The following is a 17,110-nucleotide window of genomic DNA, read 5'->3' on the forward strand; positions in this document are numbered from 1 at the left end:
TCTCTGAGCTGGTCAGTAGTGAGGGTGTAGGTCCTCATGCCGCCCCCTTGAACATTTCTAACTGCTGGATGCGCTCAGGGCGCTCAATCAGGCCATTTACCCAGGCGTCCCATGTCTTTCTGTCGATCAACTGGCCTTCGTACTCATGCCCGCCACAGGTATGGCAGTACACATGCGGGGTCTGGATACCGAAGCTTGAGGTCTTGGCTGATTTACAGAGCTTGCAGGTCATACAGCCTCCCGTTCAGCAAGAAAGAAAACGCCCAGCCCTAAGTGCTTCCATAGCCCGCTGCCATAGACTCGAACCTGGATCCCAGGCTTACTCAGCTTGTGGTGGCGGTCATACCCAAACCGCCCCAAACGCACATCAAGGAAACTCATGCCGCTTCCCTCCCCATGATCTGCAAATGACGCTCACAGCGCTCCTTGGCTTCCTTCACGCTGTCGCAGGGGTAGCCGATGGCTTCCATGCCTAGCCAGGGTTGGTAACGGGCTTCTTCAGCGATCATGTATTTCGCAATTTGATAGCCCGACTCGCCGCGCAGGACGTATTTACCGTCTGGTTTCCAGTTCATACCCGACCTCCTTTCAGCATGGCGCGCATCTTTGCCAGCTCACGGTTAACGGTCTCAGGCTTGGCAGGAACGCTCACCTCAGACGGCAGGGCCTTCGGGATCTCCTTCAGCGGCTCACCCTTGGCAACCATGCGGCAGGCAATGTCATAGTTGCGGTTGAACAGCTTCTTGCTCTCGTCTTCCTTGAGCGTGTTCAGGTTGTAGAAGCCGGTTTCGTTGGCTGCGTGCATCACCGCTGCATGGGTCCAGTGGCGGTCAGCAGATGGGTGAGCATTGCGGCAGGCTTCGGTATAGGCCTTGTCAGCAGATGGCAGGCCAAGCATCTCAGCGGTGGGTTCACACATCTTGATGAAGCGGCCAACGCTGGGGGCGAAGTCCTGACCTAGGTTCCGGCACGCCTGGATACCAAACTTGATCTGCTCAATAGTGTTGATCCCGGCATCACGGAAACCCTTAGTCCAAGTCTTCTTGGCCTGATTTAGGGCCTCATCAGTGGGCCATGCTTGCTTCCAGGCCGGGAAGATGGATTGCAGTTCCTTGAAAAGCATGTTCACTACTCGCGCACTTCCCTGGTCGATGGAGGCTGGTTCGTTAACAAAGCGGTTCTCAGCACGGACGATCTTGGCTGTCGCGGCTGGAACTAGGTCTTTGGCGTTTTGCATCACAGTGCTCCTAGGTCATCAGCCCATGACGTGTCGTCAAAATCGGGGCCTTTGGTTTTGTTATTGACTTGTGCGCGCTCTGCGTCTGTACGAACCCAGTTGCGCCAAGTAGCGAACCAGTCCGCTTTCAAGGCAGCAGCACCCGCACGGGCTAGCCAGTAGTCCTTGAATTTTTCAGCCATCAGGAAGACGTGTTGCTCTGAGTAACTGGGGAAGTTGTTCAGCGCCCAGTCGAGATAAGCGCTTGGAAGTATCCAGTCGTGAGCAATGCGTGAAGCTTTCGAGCGAGGGGTTGAAGATTTCTTCTTTTCTGTGGGAACCACAGCAAGAGAAGACTTATTACTTGTATCCTTATTACTTATATCCTTATTTGTCGGAGAATTTTCCGACCCTTGCTCGGATATTTTTCCGAGGTAGGTCGGATATTTTTCCGAGGTTTGCGGCATAGGGGTCGGATATTTTTCCGACCCATCCACCTTCTTATTCCACTCACGCCCCTTATCTGTAAGTTGAACCAGGGTGATAGAAGCAGTGGATGAAAGCAGAATCAGACCAATAGTCTCCAGGCTCTTAAGCATCCTGTAGATAGTGTCTGGCTTGTCAGTAAGGATTGGCAGCTCTTCGGCTACCTTTCTCTTAGCGAGCGCAAAGAAGGTTCCATCTTCGTTATTAATTAGTCGGGCCCAGCTAGGGCATTCATAGACGAAAGCAAATAGGATGGCTTGCTGAGCGTTTAGGCCCCATTCGATAGCTTTGGCCTGATTGATTGTTATGGTGTATCTCATCTCAAGCCACCGCACTGTATTGGGCGGCAATAGCCGAAAGATCACTTACTGAATAAGCGCCGCAGGTCATTTCTGATAGTTTTTTAGCTCTACCATCTTCCATCCAAGACTTAGGTAGATAGCCATAGCAGGCAATCTGCGATATGTAAGCAGCGGGCATTTCAAGACGCTCTGCTACTGCCTTTCTGCCACCTGCGGCCTGAATGACCAGATACACTTCGGTGTGCTCTGGATTCCTCTCGTAAGCTAAGGTCCGCCCTAGAATTGAATTATTTACACATGTGTCTATATAGACGTTACCAAGCTCATAAGAGCCAGAGTCGCCTATCCTGCACATGCAATAACCGCCCTTCCCTCGACCGCGATGCTCCCACTTCCCTGATTCGGCCCAGATGTTCCACCAGGTCCAAAAATTGAGTTTCCACTCTACTTTGCGGCGGAAGGCATGGTTCTTTTGATTAAGGAAGAGAAGGTAAGGAGAGCCAGCTCCGTTTCCACGTTCGCCGCAAACCGAGACAAATTGATCGTAGGTACAGCCATGCTTTGAGAGATATTTTTCATCTCTTTTGTCTTTAGCCGCTTTCTCTTTAGCCGCTGTTTTATAGGCCCGGCCACCATCACGACCCTTAATGCCGTACTTAGCAAGATGCTGACGAACGCGTTCGCCTGACACTCCATAAATTGAGCCAATCTCTCTTAAGGTTTTGCCTTGTTTGAACAGATCAATAATGGTGCTATGATCTTTATCGCTGATTGACATTTTCGCCATGTCGAATGCCTCATTCAGTTGCTCTACGAAGCCGGGCCGCAATCCCGGCTTTTTTTATTGCCTGTTTCTGGACTTGTTAGGGGCTGGGCAGTCCCTCATCAGTCCCTTGCCCGGAAGGCCTGGATCTTTCCAGGCATCCTCTTGGGTCTCGTTACCCTCCTTATGTTTTGCTGTATTCCTTCTTTGGCTTGCTGGCACACGTCCAGCCCGTTCGCCTTTGCTAGTTCTTCAAGAAATTTCAAATCTTCTTCGTCTAGCAACGACGCGAGTTCGTATCCGTCGTTTCTAGCCATTAGCCCTCACCCGGGCCTTCAGGCCACGTCGTTGTTCGTTTTAAACTGGTCACGCATTGAATCGATCCAGCTCTTGAGGGCTTCACGAGCCAGAACTGCCTTTTGTGTTTTCTGAATCTTTGCGATGGCAATCAGCGCATCCTCGTATTCATCATCCAAACGGACTTTCGTCTCGTTCGTGTGCTTATGTCTTGAATCTGCGTACATGCTTTACTGCTCCTGGTGCCTCTTAGGCGGCTTGGTTACTGTCTTTCGGGGATACATCAATCATCAAAGCGCCTTCCGTTAAGCGCTCGATCTGGAACTGACGTAGCTCTGGAATCTGTTCTGGCCACTGGCGGACAGCCTCATAGGTAATGCCCAAGGCTTTGGCCAAGCGTGAGATGCCACCAAAGTGGTTTATTGCTTGTGTCTTGGTCATAGAGACCTCCATTAATTTCAGCTTAATTCAAGCATGCTTGTGTTTATAAAGCAAGCATGCTTGGCAAGGCAACTTGTAAATTGCCATCATGAACATCACAGATCGTCTGAATCAGTTAGTACAGGCACGGAAGCCCGATGTGGCAGTTCGTGGAATTAAGCGCGACATCGCGACTTCATGCGGGATCAGCTATGAAGCTGTACGGCAGTGGTTCGCTGGTGATACTGGGAATATCAAGAATGAGCACCTGATATCAATTGCTTACGCGTATGACACGACCATTGATTGGCTGTTAGTCGGGAAAGGGGCGCCGCCTCGCCGCCAGGAAAAACCTGATAAAGCGATTGCATACCCCAAAGAGGAGCTGGGTGTAGCAAATGGCAGCCACGTTGTGGTGCCCTATTTTGATGTTGCGGCCTCTATGGGGCCAGGAGTCATAGCTCCTGACCACCTGGATGTTATCCAGCAGCTCGTTGTTGATCGTGAATGGTTGCGCGAACAGCGCCTAACCCATACGGGCGCTCCTAACCTTGCCGTAGTTACAGGCTTCGGTGACAGCATGGAAGGCACGTTTAGTAGTGGTGACCCATTGCTAGTAGATCGCGGTGTAGAGGCAATGGATCGTGATGGTATCTATGTCTTCAGCGAAGGCGAGATGCTGCATATCAAGCGGCTTCAGTTTGACGGGCCCGGAATGGTTTTCATCATTTCTGATAACCCAATATATGAGAAGCGAAAGGCAAGGCTTGCAGATATACGCATCCATGCCCGCGTTTTGATCGGACTCAATATAAGAAAACTGCAGTAATAGCCTGGATGCGGTAGGAGCACTAGATGACAGGTCCAATACAAACGCGTCGATATAATATCGATTTTTATCAGCTAAACCACACATCCACTCCGCAAGTACCTGCCATTCTTGATGGCTTCAATAATATTCTTAATGGGGCCCCAGCTGTCCACAACGTGAAGGGGTATATCCGAGAGCTTTGCATGCTCAGTTCCCGTAATTCACCTTTCGGAATGTCTATAGGTGGCCAGTTCAGAAAGTTTAGAACCAGCGATTTGCCTGAGATTGGTGCTGCGGGCGGAGATGCCGTAGAGCTTGAACTAGCAGAAAATCAAGGGCTTATAGAGCGTAATTTCTTCGTTTTTTATCCAGATAGAAATCTGATTGGATGGTGCAGAAATGCTCACGCTAATACCGCAAACCATTTTGCTGATTTCTTATCCACTTGCTTCGGAACGAGAGTCACGGCTGGCTTAATAATAGAGCCTGATGCTGTACGGAGACTGATGCGAGATGACATTCAACTAAAGAAAATCGAAGTAACCATCCCCAGGCCCACTAATCCTGATTTTTACCCTGATAGCGAGTTTAGCCGAACCATAGTCGGCTTACTCCGCGATAATGGAGCAGATAGTATCCATGTGACATTAGGGGTTAATAGTCGCCGATCAGACACTCAAGGAAGACTGGGATCTACCCTGAAAAATGCGCTTTCAGAAGTATTAGGTATGGGAGCGTCTACCGCAAAAGCAATCGTGTATGATGACGGCATAGAGCAACCATTAGACCTTATTGCTGATCGCGTTAAATCTCTACAGGATATTGATACCAATGCTCGATTTCCACCAAGCGAAACGATGTATGCGGCCATAGATGCGGCTTATCAAGAATGCCAGGGGCAAATTGATGACTACTTCGGTTCATTGGAAGGCGCTATTATTTAGGATTGCAGTGTCGTTAGCTGCGGGGCTTGCATTTTATAAGCTTGCTCTCATTGAGCCCTCGCAAATCTATAGCGCGGCGGGCGTGGTTGCTGGCGTATGCGCAACACTTCTCGGATTCTTGGTTGCTGCCGTAGCTCTTGTAACTGCATTAACAGATAAAACACTTATCTCCAACATGCGCAAGACTGGACATTATCGGGTGCTTGTAAGTGACACCTTTATGACCTGCACCTTCTTGTTAATTACCCTGAGCGTTAGCGTTTTCAGCTTAGTAGTCAGCGGATCCATTCTAAAAGCTACATTTAGCGCTGTCCTTTTTGGGCTGGCACTGAGCTTACTGTATGTCTATGAGGCCGGTCGCCGGTTCTCGTTAATCGTCCAGTCTCTCTAGTAGATAAAATTTTGACCCAAACCCGCTTCGGCGGGTTTTTTATTGCCTGCGAAAATATTTCACAAGGATACTTGCATATTATCCACAAGCATGCTTTTATAAATGCAAGTTCGCTTGTGTTTTCAGGGACTCAAAAGTACCCAGCCAACACGGCGGCAACGAAGCCCAGGCTTCACCGCTCTTTACACAATTCAGAATCCCTCCGCAGTCCCGGCTTGCCGACGGAGGTTAAACAGACTGCCCTACGGTGTGACGGCAATGCACCCATACAGGCCCAAGCTCTGTATGCGATCAGCCACTAGCTGCTCATGTTGACGCCAGTAGCGGACATGAGATGTCGGGAGGACCTGCAGCAAGGAAGGTGGTTGAGAGAGAAGAATTGAATTAGGGAGCCGAGCTTCGGCGTTGAGGCTCCCAGGACCTCCTGTTGTGTGCCTAATTCACCGGGCACCAGGGCTGTACGCAACAGGTTGTATATGCCCGACGACTCCACGGCAATGCTGATCAAGCCGTGTACGAGGGAAGCCCTAAGCCAACCTACCGATAACTCTGAGCCTGCAATCAGTAGCGGGTAAGGAGCGGTGCCAGTGCCGAGGGACTGGATGACAGCCGGGAAAGACCGGCACCTAGACGGTTTAAGGCAGCCAGTTCCAGTTAGCTGGCTGTTCTTAAACCCACTGGAGAGACGAGATGGTCAAGCGAGCGCCTAACACAGCCAAGGCAACGGTCTGGACTGAACGAAGCAAGGTTGAGGTAGATGGCCCCTCTTGGACCATCGCCTACCACGTGTTCCAAACGCTGAATCGTGAAGACCGCGAGAAGGCATTGGGCAAGATCAACGAATGGCATGAGCAAGCGGCTCAGGCCGGCAGATAGGAGATGACACGATGAGCAAAACAGATCAGATGTGCCTGACCGAGTTCGGGACCGTAGCCGTCGATGACTATGGCGTCTCGATCACTTGCTTCGACGCTGAGAACGCAAATAACCGTCAGCTAGCAATCATGGCCTGCTGCTGGGCAATCGGCGAGCTACAGCGCGAGATGCTACTCCTGCTTGAAGGAGGCAGCATTGCTGGTCAGGTAACGGTTGATGGCGACAGGGTTTAGCCCTGCTGGCTTCCCTGCATATGGAGATATGAGATGGAACAAAAGCGTAAGCCTGTTTTAGATAAGCACGGCAAGCTTGAAAACTTCACGATAAGGATCGCTGGTGAGCGTTTTAGATGCGATTGCAGGTGCAACGTGTTTAACAAGCCAGATGATCGAGATCTGAATCTTTACCAGTGCAACTCATGCCGCACTGAATACCAAACCGAGTAACCGTACCACCTGCCCCGCTTAAGCGGTAAGCAGTCTCCCTGCCCCTCTACGGAGGGGTATGGCTTCAGGTTGTAGTGGGAAGCCCCTAGCGTAAAGCGCGGAAAGCATGGCGCCGATGTGACACCGCGGTGCTAAGGGCTTCACCAGTACAACCTATCCCCGAGATTCCCAGCATGAACGGACCCAAATGCAGATGGTGCGGCTCAGAAACCGAAGCCGAGTACGTAGATGTAGGTGTTGGATATCAGCAAGTCACCGGCGGGCAATGCTGGGATTGCGGGGCTCTTGAGCTTGGCCCTCATCTAGTGAAGCAGAGCAGATGCTCTGAGGTTGAGATGGCAACGATGTGGCACGGCCCAGTCGAAGATTGCGCCGACTTCAGCCCATTCAATCCTGAACAGCAAGACTTCCCCTTCTAGCAGATTCCCATGACTACCCAACAACTAAGCGCCCGAGCTTCTGAGCTTAGGCGTCAGGCCGCGTCGTTCCCGTTATTCGTAGCAACGATGCTGATTGAGCGAGCTGAAGAGCTGGAGCGCAAAGCCCAGCAAGGACGTATCACGTATGGACCCCTACGAGCGGTTGCATAGAGCTGATGAGCTTCGCAAAGAGGCTGCCCAGCTTCGATCTGTGTTCTACCAGCGTGACCGGCTTGATTACGAAAGTTACGAGTGGACGCACAGCATTGCTCTGGATCGTGAAGCGGACGAGCTGGACGGCACGGCAGCAGTTAGGCGCAGACAGGATGAGGAACGTGAGGCTCGCCACCGAGAGCGCATGGCCCTCTTCCACCAGTACCCGCCTGAAGTCAGGGCTAAGCAGAAGCAGGCCCGCATCAAAGAAGTCATCCAGAACCTAGACGCCCTAAACAACTGGCGTCACGAGAACCTAGACCCTCTATACGCCTACAACGCAGGCACGCAAGGAGCACGCTGATGGACAGAGCTAGAGCAGAGCGAATCATCGAAGACCAGATCATGAGCCTGTATACCTCGGCTCATCTAACCGCTGACTACTGGGCTGCATGGGGCTTCATTGAGGCCTATCACGCAGCTGACTTCATCAGTAAGGACATCCGTAATCACTACATTAGTCGCCTGAACAAGCTGGTTAACGAGCGTCGTCAGGTAATGGGAGCGTTAGCAGCATGAGCCATACACCGGGACCTTGGATTACTGATGGAAAACTTGTTCATGCTGCGAACGGATCAGCCCTTTATATAGCCGAATGCCAAAACGTAGGCGTAGGCGAAAGATGGAGCGGAACAGACTACGCCTCTGAGCCTCACGCTGAGGCAAACGCCCGCCTGATAGCTGCCGCGCCTGAGCTGCTGGAGGTCTTGGAGAGCATAGAAATGCGCCTAGATGCTTTCAATGAGGCTCAACGCGACATGCCTGCTGATTCAGTTTGGGTATGCCTAGAAAAAGCCCGCGCAGCCATCGCCAAAGCCAAAGGAGAGACAGCATGAGTATTCAGGAAGTAGCAGGCCGCACCGAAGCAGACTGCTTCAAGATCGCAGTAGCCAAGGGTATCAGCAAGTATCCCCGTCAGGTTCGCAGGCAGCGCACAGATGCAGGCTGGATCTGGGTTCATCGCTATCAGATAGGCATTCGCGTTACAGGATGAGGTGGTTATGAGTGAATGGATAAGCGTTAAGAATAGGCTCCCCGAGCTAAAGGATGACAGCGTTCTTGCCTACTTCGGGGCTCCTGACTACAGCGGATACTGTAGCTACGGCATTGATATGGTTCACATCGAAGAATACTTCAAAGACATACAGGATGGCCTAGATCAAGACGGCAACCAGTTATATTCCAAGTGGTATGTATCAGCCGGATTAACCCACTGGCAGCCATTGCCAGAGCCTCCCAAAGCCTAACACCCCTCTCCCTCTTCCCCTTTATGCAGCCATGCATGATTCGGCTGCCTGGAGAAATCATGACCAAATCAGAATCCATAGCTGCACTAGCTAAGGCGCTTGCGGCTGCTCAGAACGAAATCGAGAACGCCAAGAAAGACAGCACCAACCCCCATTTCCGCTCTTCGTATAGCTCACTGGCCGAGATCCTTGATACCTGCCGGCCAGTGCTAAGCAAGAACGGCCTGTCCATTACCCAGATGCCAGGGTTCGAAGACGGCAAGGTCAGCGTAGAAACGATGATCATGCATGAGTCTGGCGAATGGATCAGCAGCACGCTCACTGTTCCTGTAGGCAAACAGGACGCTCAAGGCGTAGGCAGTGCGACAAGCTACGCCAGGCGCTATGCACTGGCCGCAGTGGTAGGCATTGCTCAGACTGATGATGATGGCGAAGCAGCAGTTCAGCAGATACCACGACAGACCCAGCCTGCCAATAAGCCAGCCGCACCGGTAAAGCTGGTTGGCGAAGGTGAGGCCTCTCAACTCCGCCAAGCCCTGACAGTTGCCGGAATGACGGAAGAAGCCTTCTGCGCTGTATCCAAAATTGGATCGATCGAACAGCTACCGCTAGGCAAGTTTGCCGGTGCGATCGACTACATCAAGAAGCATCAATCCCAAGGCAATGCAGCGTAGGTGATCTATGCCCTTCCAGCCCGGTAACTCTCATCACAATACGAAGCTGACCGAAGCCGACGTACACGCCATGCGTGACCTTTATGAGTGGCGTAAGGCTGAGATCGAACGAATCAACTCAATTGCCAGCACCAAGGCTCTTGCCGAGAAGTTTGAAGTATCGGAAAGCGCTGTATTGCAGATCGTGAGCTTCCGGCGCTGGAGCCATATTTAACTTTGGTGCTCATCATGCTTGTAGACACCCGCGCAATCACCCAGCGTCAGCCCTCTCGTGAGCAGCTTGCTCAAGCCCTTGAAGCGTATCTATCCAGCGGTAAGCAGGTAACGGAGTTGGGTTACTGCCTACCCTCAGCAGACCGTTACAACATCCGAACCCATTTCAAGCTGCCTGGAACACCGGAATTCAGCGCCCAGTAGTTGGAGGCGAACATGACCATAGATCAACTCGTGAAGGCGTACGAGATGCACGCCGAAGGCTTCACCTGGAAGCTAATTGCCTACGTTATGGACCTTGATGCCGACAAGTTGCGCAAGAAGGTCAAGGCATTCGAGCAGAACGGAATACCTCAGCGTTACCTGCTAACCGCATAGGTACACCCCATGACAACGTTACGAGAATCAGCGCAGGCCGTTGAGGCTTGTGTGTGGCTGCATGTCCCTACCGGTGTTCGGTATCGAATCGTACTCACCTCAGACGCAGGCGTAGAGCTGGAGAACATAGCAGCGATGCGGTGTAGGCAAGTGCTTTGGAAGGACTTCAATAACTCAAGCGTATGGGAGAGGCAGAGATGAGCGACCGTGAATTGCTAGAGCTGGCTGCTAAGGCGGCTGGCATTCATTTTGAATGGATGCCGATGGATGCAAACCCTGACCAGCCATTCATTAAAAATGACGGTTATTGGAACCCGCTAACTGACGACGGTGACGCACTGCGGCTGGCTGCAAAGCTGGAATTCATGGTGGACTTCCGGAAAAAGACAATAGTGTATGCCTGCCTTCCTCATAGGGATTTCGTAGAGGATCAGTGCTACCGCCGTGCAATCGTGCGCGCCGCAGCTGATATAGGGAGAGCCATGCCATGACCCTCATATCCGCTCTACTCCCTCCCCTAACCCTCACTATCACAGTCATAGCCGTACTGGCTTGGAGCGTTACGCATGAACATTGATATCGATGGATTGATTGAGCTAGCGAAGAAGGCAACTCAAGGCAAGTGGGAAAGAGGTTCTGGAAGTGACGTGTTGACCAGTGAATGTGGCGATGAAGCCTACTGGGAATGGGAAGAAGCTGGTCCTGCGCAACTGCATGAGCGCAATGCAGAGAATGATGCTGACTACATAGCAGCAGCCAACCCCGCCGTCATCATCGCCCTCTGCGAACGCCTGCGCGAAGCAGAAAAGACCATTCAGAACGCACTCTCCGAGCTAAAGGCTGGAGGCGGGAAATGAGTGAGCGTGAAGACTTCAAAGCATGGCTGAAGACGTGGGCACTTCCGGGCAACACAAGCCGGGAGGATGCCATGTATGCGGCATGGCAAGCACGCGCCGCCCGTACCGCACCCGACGCACTCCAGGTAGAAGTATCGAAAAATAAACTTCTGCGCGCACAGCTAGAAACGGTACGGATGCAACTGGATAAAGAGCTTAAAGAGAAGTGCGAGGCACTGAATGACGTTGAGCGCTTACGGGAGGAAGTGGAGAAGGCAGTAAATGACGGGCTGAAAATTGCTTTCCGAGAAGCTAAGGCTAAGAAAGAGCGTGACGCGCTGAAGGCTGAAGCCCAATTCCTCATCGAAAGGCTGAACAGCCTTGAGTTCACTGATATGGACGACTTGGTGCGTGATTGGTACGGCCATGTGGTGCCGTCGCTTTCCAGGCTGCAAGCACTCACAGCCAAGCCAGAGGTGGATCATGAGTGCACATGCCCAAGCGGCGACGGATCGCTGCGCTGGCCTTGCCCAAAGCACAAGCCAGAGGTGAATTCATGATCATGGTCATCGCCTTCCTTGCCACTGCCGTGACGACGCTTGCGCTGGTTCAGTCGCCGATGTGGGCATCCCTTCTGCCGTTTGTGATGTTTAGCGTGGAGATCGAGTCATGAGTATGCGTGAAGATTTTGAGGCGTGGGCGATCGAATCCGGCGAAACAGCTTTATCGAAAGCTCACATGCTCAAGAGCGAAGACGGCGAGTATTACAACTACGCAGCAAAAACCTATTGGAAGGCATGGCAAGCCTCCCGCGCTGCTCTGGAGGTTGAGTTGCCTTCGTTCAGCGAGGGGAATCGACCCTACAATCAGGGCATATACGATACTAAGTGCCGCATCGAAGCCGCTGGCGTACAGGTGAAGCCATGACTCAACAAGCAAAGCAGCCCTTCACCTGGGGCGAACTCCTGGCCTGGGCGATCCTTGCCTTCTTCGCTTGGCTTTACTGGGAGGCTTACCAGATGCAGGGAGGGATATGGTAACGACGAAGTATTGCCCAGCTTGCGGCAACCAAGAACTGGTAAGAATGAGCACGCTTAATTTGAAGTGGTGCCCTGATTGCAGGCTAGAAATACCTTGGTTTCTAGAGGAAGGGCAGCAGCCGCTACTCGGAGGCCCTTCCCATAGGGAAACTACAGCTTATCCACGACATCCTTAGCATCTAATACTTCTTGGATTGCATTTGTATTATGTGGGTGCTCAACATGCCGGTATGGATCATGACCCATAAGGCCTCCCTTAACCTCAGAAATCAAATCATCAAGATCAACACCAAGCTTTTTGGCCTCCGCCATTACTGCTACCAAGGCCTGCTCTAAAGCTATCTCGCGATTATTCATAACTGATACCCGTAGTTTGAAAAACGAAGCATAGCTCCGGCGACCAACTACGCAACCCCCTTCCCCTTCCTTTATATACACCTGCCCTGCAGGAGGCACACCTATGGGCCAACCAGCCTATCCCCCGCGATTTATCCGAGCCGGTGACGCGCCGGGCTACCTCGGCATGTGCCGGGATGAGTTCAACAAGACAGTAAGGCCCTTTGTGAAAGAAGTACCGATCGGCATTCAGGGAATCGCCTTCGACCGGTACGAGCTGGACGCATGGGCAGATAACTACATTCAGCAGAAAGCGATTGAAAAGGCAGGCGCACAGGGAAACAATCCGTCCCGCAGCGAGCGTCGGCCAGGAGATAAGCCATGGCGCGAAAAACGATCACCGGCCTCTACCAGAAAAACGGCCTCTGGTACGTCGACAAAGTCTTCAGAGGTCAGCGAATTCAGGAAAGCACTGGAACAAGCGAAAGGCAGGAAGCCGAGCAATACCTGATCCACCGGCTTGAGCAGTTGAGGCAGGAGAAGATTTACGGAGTACGAAGGGTAAGAACCTGGGAGGATGCAGCGACACGCTTTCTGGTCGAATACAAGGACCAGCCTTCTATAGGGCTCTCAGCTACCTACCTAGAACAGCTTCACCCCTACATCGGCCACCTCCCCGTTACCCATATCAACGACACGACCCTAGCCCCCTTCATCAAGGATAAGCAGAAGTCGACCGTGCTGGAAAACGGAAAGGTAAAACCTCCTGTATCGAACCGGACAATCAACATAGCCCTGCAGCGGGTAGTACGGGTGCTTAACCTGTGCGCCCGTAAGTGGAGGGATGATGAGATGAGGCCCTGGCTCGATACGGTACCGATGATCACCATGATGGATGAGAAGACCAGTCGTAAGCCCTACCCCATGTCATGGGAGGAACAGTCGATTCTGTTCGCAGAGCTTCCGGCGCATCTTCAAACAATGGCGTTGTTCAAGGTGAATACCGGCTGTCGGGAACAGGAAGTTTGTAAGCTGAGGTGGGATTGGGAGATTGCGGTACCGGAACTGGGAACGAGCGTGTTCCTCATACCGGCTAACTTTGGAGGGAGGCATGAGAAGGCGGGAGTAAAGAATGGAGACGAGCGCCTAGTCATCCTCAATAGCGTAGCCAAGTCGATCATCGACAAGCAGCGAGGCCAGAGCAAGGAATGGGTATTTCCTTACAACGGCACCGCGATTCATAGAATGAACGACTCGGCCTGGAAGAAGGCGCGCGTCAGGGCTGCCAAGATCTGGCAGGAAAAGAACTTGCGCCCCGCTCACCCAGGATTTCTTTCAATACGGATCCATGACTTGAAGCATACGTTTGGCAGACGACTTCGAGCGGCAGGCGTAACGGAAGAAGACCGGAAGGTGTTATTGGGTCACAAGAACGGAAGCATCACAAGTCACTACTCATCAGTAGAGCTTGGACATTTGATTGAAGTGGCTAACAAGGTGTCGGCAACTGACTCACGCGGGCCAGCCTTGACGGTATTAAGAAGGAGGTCAGGATGAGGAAGTCCCGAAAAACTCCCTACAAATGAAAAAGCCTAGTGCGGCTACACTAGGCTCTAATCATTGAAATCATTGGTCGGGACGGAGTGATTCGAACACTCGACCCCTTGCACCCCATGCAAGTGCGCTACCAGGCTGCGCTACGCCCCGACTCTATCCCTTGCGAGATGGCGAACATATTAAGCTAAGGTTTTGATAAATGGAAGGTTTTTTTAAATTATTTTTGAAGAACTCCCAAAACATCCTCTAATTCGCTAATCATTTGCTTTATTAGCTGGCGATACTGGGTAGTATCATCCTTAGCATCATCACTCGACAACCTTAGACGAGCCCCGCCTATGGTAAAACCTTGGTCATAAAGCAGAGCCCTGATCTGACGGATCATAATGACATCTTGTCGCTGGTAATAACGACGATTACCTCGCCTTTTTACCGGGTTAAGCTGAGGAAACTCCTGCTCCCAGTATCTAAGGACATGGGGTTTTACCAAACAGAGGTCACTTACCTCACCAATAGTGAAGTATCGCTTACCCGGTATAGCAGGTAACTCATTGTTATGGCTTGGTTCCAGCATACGCTTCTACCCTGGCCTTAAGTTTTTGCCCAGGACGGAAAGTCACCACACGGCGTGCCGTGATTGGTATCTCTTCACCTGTTTTAGGATTGCGTCCGGGGCGCTGACGCTTGTCTCGCAAATCAAAGTTACCAAAACCTGATAGCTTAACCTGCTCGTTCTGCTCTAAAGCATTTCGAATTTCTTCGAAAAACAACTCCACTAGCTCCTTGGCCTCACGCTTATTCAGACCAAGCTCCTCATAGAGACGTTCAGCCAACTCAGCTTTCGTCAGAGCCCCCATACGCTATTTCCTTAATGTGGCGTTAAACCTTTTTTCTAGGGAAACGAGGATTTTCTGTGTCGTTTCGTTGATTTCTTCATCAGTAAGAGTGCGTGATGGATGCTGCCAGGTCAAGCCAACTGCAAGACTTTTTCTAAGCGGATCAATGCCCTTGCCTTGATATACGTCAAACAGTCTTAAATCAACCAGATACTCACCAGCCTTGTCCCGTACAACCGACAAAACATCCGCCGAAGATACCTCTATATTCACTAGGACTGCCAAGTCTCTACGTACTTCTGGATAACGTGACAGCTCTTGGAAACGTGGTAGGTATCTCTGCTCCGCCTCACCTAGCAACACTTCAAATACATAAACAGGTTGATCTAAATCCAAAGCTTTTAATAACTCGGGATGTAACGCTCCCACATAACCCACCAGCCGGCCGTCACGCTCAATGCGTGCAGTCTGCCCAGGATGCAACGCAGGATGCTCTGCCGCGACAAAGGTAAAATCACCTGCACCCTCACCGCAACCTAACAGCGATTCAACATCGCCTTTGATATCGAAAAAATCTACACGCTCAGAACCAGCGTTCCAGCTTTCTGGAGAGCGTGGCCCCGAAATCAGACCAGCCAAGACACGCTCTTGCGCCAAATCATCTAGTGAACCGACAAAACGAAGCCCTGACTCAAACAAGCGCACCCGACTCTGCTGGCGATTAAGATTGTGCTGCAACACCTTGACCAAGCCCGGCCAAAGCGAAGCGCGCATAGCAGCCATATCTTGAGAAATCGGATTAGCCAACAATACTGGATCAAGCGTTGGCGAGAATAGCTTGAATGTCTTTTCGTCTATGAAACTATAAGTAATAGCTTCCTGATAACCCCGAGCAACCAACTGGTGTCGAAATTGCGAAAGGCCAGTACGCGCCTCGGCATATCCTTTTGGAGCCAAGCGTGCTTGTGGAAAACGAGTCGGAAGGCGGTTATATCCGTAAAGGCGCGCCAATTCTTCTATCAAATCGACTTCGATTGCTATGTCGAAACGATGGCTAGGAACGCCAATTTTCCAGTGGTTTTCATCTGTAGACTCAACGGTCAATGCAAGACCTTTCAGCAGGCGCTCAACTTCATCACTCTCAAGACGCAGACCTAGCACTTGCTCGATGCGCTCACTACGCAAAGTAATAGGGGTCTTAACAGGCAAATGTTCAGCACTTGCTATCTCTATCACCGGACCTGGTTCGCCGCCGACAATATCTACCAGTAGGGCTGTAGCGCGCTCCATTGCACGACGAGGCAGATCAAAGTCTACTCCGCGCTCAAAGCGGTGCGAAGAGTCAGTGTGAAGACCATAGGAGCGTGCCTTACCAGCAACAGCAATAGGATCGAAGAAGGCGCTTTCCAGGAACAGATCCGCGGTAGTGGCGCTTACACCACTGTATTCCCCCCCCATGATCCCAGCTATAGCTAGCGCGCGCTCATGGTCGGCAATAACTAACGTATCCGGGCGAAGAGTAATCTCTTGGCCGTCTAACAGAACCAGCTTCTCGTCGGGCTGCGCTAAGCGAACACGAATGCCGCCCTTGATCTCGTTGAGATCAAAAGCATGCATAGGCTGCCCAAGCTCAAGCATAACGTAATTAGTTACATCGACTGCAGCATCAATGCTACGAATCCCGGATCGCCGCAGGCACTCTACCATCCATTGTGGCGTAGGGCGGGAGAGGTCAACATTTTTTAGCACACGCCCTACATAACGAGGGCAAGCAGAAGGCTCAACAACCTCAATTGGGCGCACATCTTTTATACTTACTTGTGCAGGAGGAACATCAAGCGCATGCACCGGGACGCCATAGAGCGCACCAACTTCACGAGCGAGACCGGCAATTGATAAACAATCGCCGCGATTAGGCGTTAGATCAACGTCTATAGAAACGTCGTCCAACCCCAAGTAATCACGGAAATCCTTGCCTACCGGTGCATCTGACGGCAGTTCCATCAGACCTGCATTATCTTCTGATACGCTCAACTCACTAGCAGAACACAGCATGCCTTGAGACTCAACGCCGCGCAGCTTGGCTTTCTTTATAGTGAAATCACCTGGCAACTTGGCGCCAATCATAGCGAAGGGAATCTTTAGACCAGCACGCACATTTGGCGCACCGCATACGACCTGAAACTCTTCCTGGCCATTACTAACACGGCATACATTCAGCTTATCAGCGTCAGGATGCCGCTCAGTAGCGAGCACCTCCCCTACTACCACACCGCTGAACTGCCCGGCCACCGGCTCGACGTCGTCCACTTCAAGACCTGCCATGGATAACTGAGCGACTAAATCGTCCCGAGAAGCCGGTGGACTTACCCAAGATCTCAACCACTGTTCACTGAATTTCATTGTGCC

Annotated in this window: 32 protein-coding genes and 1 tRNA gene; 19 read left to right on the forward strand and 14 right to left on the reverse strand. The window is 51.7% G+C overall.

The genetic code is table 11. The features are described from left to right. Positions 1 to 34 precede the first annotated feature (34 nt). From AC4LF3_RS10970 to AC4LF3_RS11010, 9 genes are all read right to left on the reverse strand, one after another. Positions 35 to 232: a hypothetical protein gene (locus AC4LF3_RS10970; RefSeq protein WP_491835301.1), complete on the reverse strand. Its 198-nt coding sequence runs from the start codon at positions 230 to 232 to the stop codon at positions 35 to 37. Next, positions 229 to 381 carry a hypothetical protein gene (locus AC4LF3_RS10975; protein WP_491835302.1) on the reverse strand — a complete coding sequence of 51 codons (153 nt, stop codon included), beginning with the start codon at positions 379 to 381 and terminating at the stop codon, positions 229 to 231. Before AC4LF3_RS10975 ends, AC4LF3_RS10970 begins: the two co-directional genes overlap by 4 nt. Continuing rightward, positions 378 to 575: a hypothetical protein gene (locus AC4LF3_RS10980; RefSeq protein WP_491835303.1), complete on the reverse strand. Its 198-nt coding sequence runs from the start codon at positions 573 to 575 to the stop codon at positions 378 to 380. The genes AC4LF3_RS10975 and AC4LF3_RS10980 overlap by 4 nt, the downstream gene beginning before the upstream one ends. Then, positions 572 to 1,237: a replication protein P gene (locus tag AC4LF3_RS10985; protein ID WP_491835304.1), complete on the reverse strand. Its 666-nt coding sequence runs from the start codon at positions 1,235 to 1,237 to the stop codon at positions 572 to 574. The genes AC4LF3_RS10980 and AC4LF3_RS10985 overlap by 4 nt, the downstream gene beginning before the upstream one ends. Further along, positions 1,237 to 2,022, reverse strand: coding sequence for a hypothetical protein (locus AC4LF3_RS10990; protein WP_491835305.1), 786 nt, complete (start codon positions 2,020 to 2,022; stop codon positions 1,237 to 1,239). The genes AC4LF3_RS10985 and AC4LF3_RS10990 overlap by 1 nt, the downstream gene beginning before the upstream one ends. Position 2,023: 1 nt before the next feature. After that, the gene (locus AC4LF3_RS10995) at positions 2,024 to 2,791 is read right to left on the reverse strand and encodes a sigma factor-like helix-turn-helix DNA-binding protein (RefSeq protein WP_491835306.1); all 768 of its coding nucleotides are present in this window, start codon (positions 2,789 to 2,791) and stop codon (positions 2,024 to 2,026) included. A 98-nt stretch (positions 2,792 to 2,889) separates the two neighbouring features. After that, complete coding sequence (locus AC4LF3_RS11000) at positions 2,890 to 3,084, reverse strand: hypothetical protein (protein ID WP_491835307.1); 195 nt, start codon at positions 3,082 to 3,084, stop codon at positions 2,890 to 2,892. Positions 3,085 to 3,102: 18 nt separating this feature from the next. Continuing rightward, a complete protein-coding gene (locus tag AC4LF3_RS11005; protein WP_073450213.1) occupies positions 3,103 to 3,291 on the reverse strand; it encodes a hypothetical protein in 189 nt (62 codons plus the stop codon). 22 nt (positions 3,292 to 3,313) lie between these two features. After that, positions 3,314 to 3,505: a Cro/CI family transcriptional regulator gene (locus AC4LF3_RS11010; RefSeq protein ID WP_073450210.1), complete on the reverse strand. Its 192-nt coding sequence runs from the start codon at positions 3,503 to 3,505 to the stop codon at positions 3,314 to 3,316. 88 nt (positions 3,506 to 3,593) lie between these two features. On the opposite strand from AC4LF3_RS11010, the gene AC4LF3_RS11015 reads away from it, so the two are divergent. The 18 genes from AC4LF3_RS11015 (at position 3,594) to AC4LF3_RS11100 (ending at position 11,859) form a co-directional block, all read left to right on the forward strand. After that, positions 3,594 to 4,313, forward strand: a complete 720-nt coding sequence (locus tag AC4LF3_RS11015) for a S24 family peptidase (protein WP_491835308.1) — start codon at positions 3,594 to 3,596, stop codon at positions 4,311 to 4,313. Positions 4,314 to 4,339: 26 nt separating this feature from the next. Beyond that, positions 4,340 to 5,239, forward strand: coding sequence for a hypothetical protein (locus AC4LF3_RS11020; protein ID WP_491835309.1), 900 nt, complete (start codon positions 4,340 to 4,342; stop codon positions 5,237 to 5,239). Beyond that, positions 5,202 to 5,630 (forward strand): hypothetical protein, encoded by a 429-nt coding sequence (locus AC4LF3_RS11025; RefSeq protein WP_491835310.1) that lies wholly within the window; start codon positions 5,202 to 5,204, stop codon positions 5,628 to 5,630. The genes AC4LF3_RS11020 and AC4LF3_RS11025 overlap by 38 nt, the downstream gene beginning before the upstream one ends. A gap of 690 nt (positions 5,631 to 6,320) precedes the next feature. Next, entirely contained in the window at positions 6,321 to 6,506 is a 186-nt protein-coding gene (locus AC4LF3_RS11030; protein ID WP_491835311.1) for a hypothetical protein, read from the forward strand. A gap of 11 nt (positions 6,507 to 6,517) precedes the next feature. Then, positions 6,518 to 6,739: a hypothetical protein gene (locus AC4LF3_RS11035; RefSeq protein ID WP_491835312.1), complete on the forward strand. Its 222-nt coding sequence runs from the start codon at positions 6,518 to 6,520 to the stop codon at positions 6,737 to 6,739. 726 nt (positions 6,740 to 7,465) lie between these two features. Continuing rightward, positions 7,466 to 7,888: a hypothetical protein gene (locus AC4LF3_RS11040; RefSeq protein ID WP_491835313.1), complete on the forward strand. Its 423-nt coding sequence runs from the start codon at positions 7,466 to 7,468 to the stop codon at positions 7,886 to 7,888. After that, positions 7,888 to 8,103, forward strand: a complete 216-nt coding sequence (locus AC4LF3_RS11045; RefSeq protein WP_491835314.1) for a hypothetical protein — start codon at positions 7,888 to 7,890, stop codon at positions 8,101 to 8,103. Before AC4LF3_RS11040 ends, AC4LF3_RS11045 begins: the two co-directional genes overlap by 1 nt. Continuing rightward, positions 8,100 to 8,420 carry an XkdD/Y8K6 family phage-associated protein gene (locus AC4LF3_RS11050; protein ID WP_491835315.1) on the forward strand — a complete coding sequence of 107 codons (321 nt, stop codon included), beginning with the start codon at positions 8,100 to 8,102 and terminating at the stop codon, positions 8,418 to 8,420. The genes AC4LF3_RS11045 and AC4LF3_RS11050 overlap by 4 nt, the downstream gene beginning before the upstream one ends. Beyond that, positions 8,417 to 8,578 carry a hypothetical protein gene (locus AC4LF3_RS11055; RefSeq protein ID WP_019365300.1) on the forward strand — a complete coding sequence of 54 codons (162 nt, stop codon included), beginning with the start codon at positions 8,417 to 8,419 and terminating at the stop codon, positions 8,576 to 8,578. The genes AC4LF3_RS11050 and AC4LF3_RS11055 overlap by 4 nt, the downstream gene beginning before the upstream one ends. Before the next feature lie 7 nt (positions 8,579 to 8,585). After that, positions 8,586 to 8,831: a DUF551 domain-containing protein gene (locus tag AC4LF3_RS11060; RefSeq protein WP_491835316.1), complete on the forward strand. Its 246-nt coding sequence runs from the start codon at positions 8,586 to 8,588 to the stop codon at positions 8,829 to 8,831. A 59-nt stretch (positions 8,832 to 8,890) separates the two neighbouring features. Beyond that, complete coding sequence (locus tag AC4LF3_RS11065; RefSeq protein WP_181591853.1) at positions 8,891 to 9,505, forward strand: ERF family protein; 615 nt, start codon at positions 8,891 to 8,893, stop codon at positions 9,503 to 9,505. Between the two features lie 7 nt (positions 9,506 to 9,512). Further along, positions 9,513 to 9,719 (forward strand): hypothetical protein, encoded by a 207-nt coding sequence (locus AC4LF3_RS11070; RefSeq protein ID WP_074830742.1) that lies wholly within the window; start codon positions 9,513 to 9,515, stop codon positions 9,717 to 9,719. A 14-nt stretch (positions 9,720 to 9,733) separates the two neighbouring features. Beyond that, positions 9,734 to 9,922 (forward strand): hypothetical protein, encoded by a 189-nt coding sequence (locus AC4LF3_RS11075; RefSeq protein WP_491835317.1) that lies wholly within the window; start codon positions 9,734 to 9,736, stop codon positions 9,920 to 9,922. A 12-nt stretch (positions 9,923 to 9,934) separates the two neighbouring features. Beyond that, entirely contained in the window at positions 9,935 to 10,096 is a 162-nt protein-coding gene (locus AC4LF3_RS11080) for a hypothetical protein (RefSeq protein WP_010794632.1), read from the forward strand. 197 nt (positions 10,097 to 10,293) lie between these two features. After that, positions 10,294 to 10,587 (forward strand): hypothetical protein, encoded by a 294-nt coding sequence (locus AC4LF3_RS11085; RefSeq protein ID WP_491835318.1) that lies wholly within the window; start codon positions 10,294 to 10,296, stop codon positions 10,585 to 10,587. 75 nt (positions 10,588 to 10,662) lie between these two features. Next, positions 10,663 to 10,953, forward strand: coding sequence for an ead/Ea22-like family protein (locus AC4LF3_RS11090; RefSeq protein ID WP_491835319.1), 291 nt, complete (start codon positions 10,663 to 10,665; stop codon positions 10,951 to 10,953). Continuing rightward, positions 10,950 to 11,492 carry a hypothetical protein gene (locus AC4LF3_RS11095; protein ID WP_491835320.1) on the forward strand — a complete coding sequence of 181 codons (543 nt, stop codon included), beginning with the start codon at positions 10,950 to 10,952 and terminating at the stop codon, positions 11,490 to 11,492. The genes AC4LF3_RS11090 and AC4LF3_RS11095 overlap by 4 nt, the downstream gene beginning before the upstream one ends. Before the next feature lie 109 nt (positions 11,493 to 11,601). Beyond that, positions 11,602 to 11,859 carry a phiTE_015 family protein gene (locus tag AC4LF3_RS11100; protein ID WP_491835321.1) on the forward strand — a complete coding sequence of 86 codons (258 nt, stop codon included), beginning with the start codon at positions 11,602 to 11,604 and terminating at the stop codon, positions 11,857 to 11,859. 263 nt (positions 11,860 to 12,122) lie between these two features. Here AC4LF3_RS11100 and AC4LF3_RS11105 read toward each other — a convergent pair whose 3' ends face one another. Continuing rightward, positions 12,123 to 12,329 carry a hypothetical protein gene (locus AC4LF3_RS11105; RefSeq protein ID WP_491835322.1) on the reverse strand — a complete coding sequence of 69 codons (207 nt, stop codon included), beginning with the start codon at positions 12,327 to 12,329 and terminating at the stop codon, positions 12,123 to 12,125. A 360-nt stretch (positions 12,330 to 12,689) separates the two neighbouring features. Between AC4LF3_RS11105 and AC4LF3_RS11110 the strand changes: the two genes are divergently transcribed. Continuing rightward, complete coding sequence (locus AC4LF3_RS11110; protein WP_491835323.1) at positions 12,690 to 13,865, forward strand: tyrosine-type recombinase/integrase; 1,176 nt, start codon at positions 12,690 to 12,692, stop codon at positions 13,863 to 13,865. Between the two features lie 73 nt (positions 13,866 to 13,938). On the opposite strand, the gene AC4LF3_RS11115 is transcribed toward AC4LF3_RS11110, so the two are convergent. The 4 genes from AC4LF3_RS11115 to pheT all read right to left on the reverse strand — a co-directional run bounded on the left by AC4LF3_RS11115 (position 13,939) and on the right by pheT (position 17,104). After that, positions 13,939 to 14,015, reverse strand: a tRNA-Pro gene (locus AC4LF3_RS11115). Positions 14,016 to 14,082: 67 nt separating this feature from the next. Beyond that, positions 14,083 to 14,439 (reverse strand): MerR family transcriptional regulator, encoded by a 357-nt coding sequence (locus tag AC4LF3_RS11120; protein WP_010794557.1) that lies wholly within the window; start codon positions 14,437 to 14,439, stop codon positions 14,083 to 14,085. Beyond that, positions 14,420 to 14,722 (reverse strand): integration host factor subunit alpha, encoded by a 303-nt coding sequence (gene ihfA / locus AC4LF3_RS11125; RefSeq protein WP_010794558.1) that lies wholly within the window; start codon positions 14,720 to 14,722, stop codon positions 14,420 to 14,422. The genes AC4LF3_RS11120 and ihfA overlap by 20 nt, the downstream gene beginning before the upstream one ends. A 3-nt stretch (positions 14,723 to 14,725) precedes the next feature. Next, complete coding sequence (gene pheT / locus AC4LF3_RS11130; RefSeq protein ID WP_491835324.1) at positions 14,726 to 17,104, reverse strand: phenylalanine--tRNA ligase subunit beta; 2,379 nt, start codon at positions 17,102 to 17,104, stop codon at positions 14,726 to 14,728. Positions 17,105 to 17,110: the final 6 nt, after the last annotated feature.

The organism is Pseudomonas sp. C2.3V (assembly GCF_058536325.1).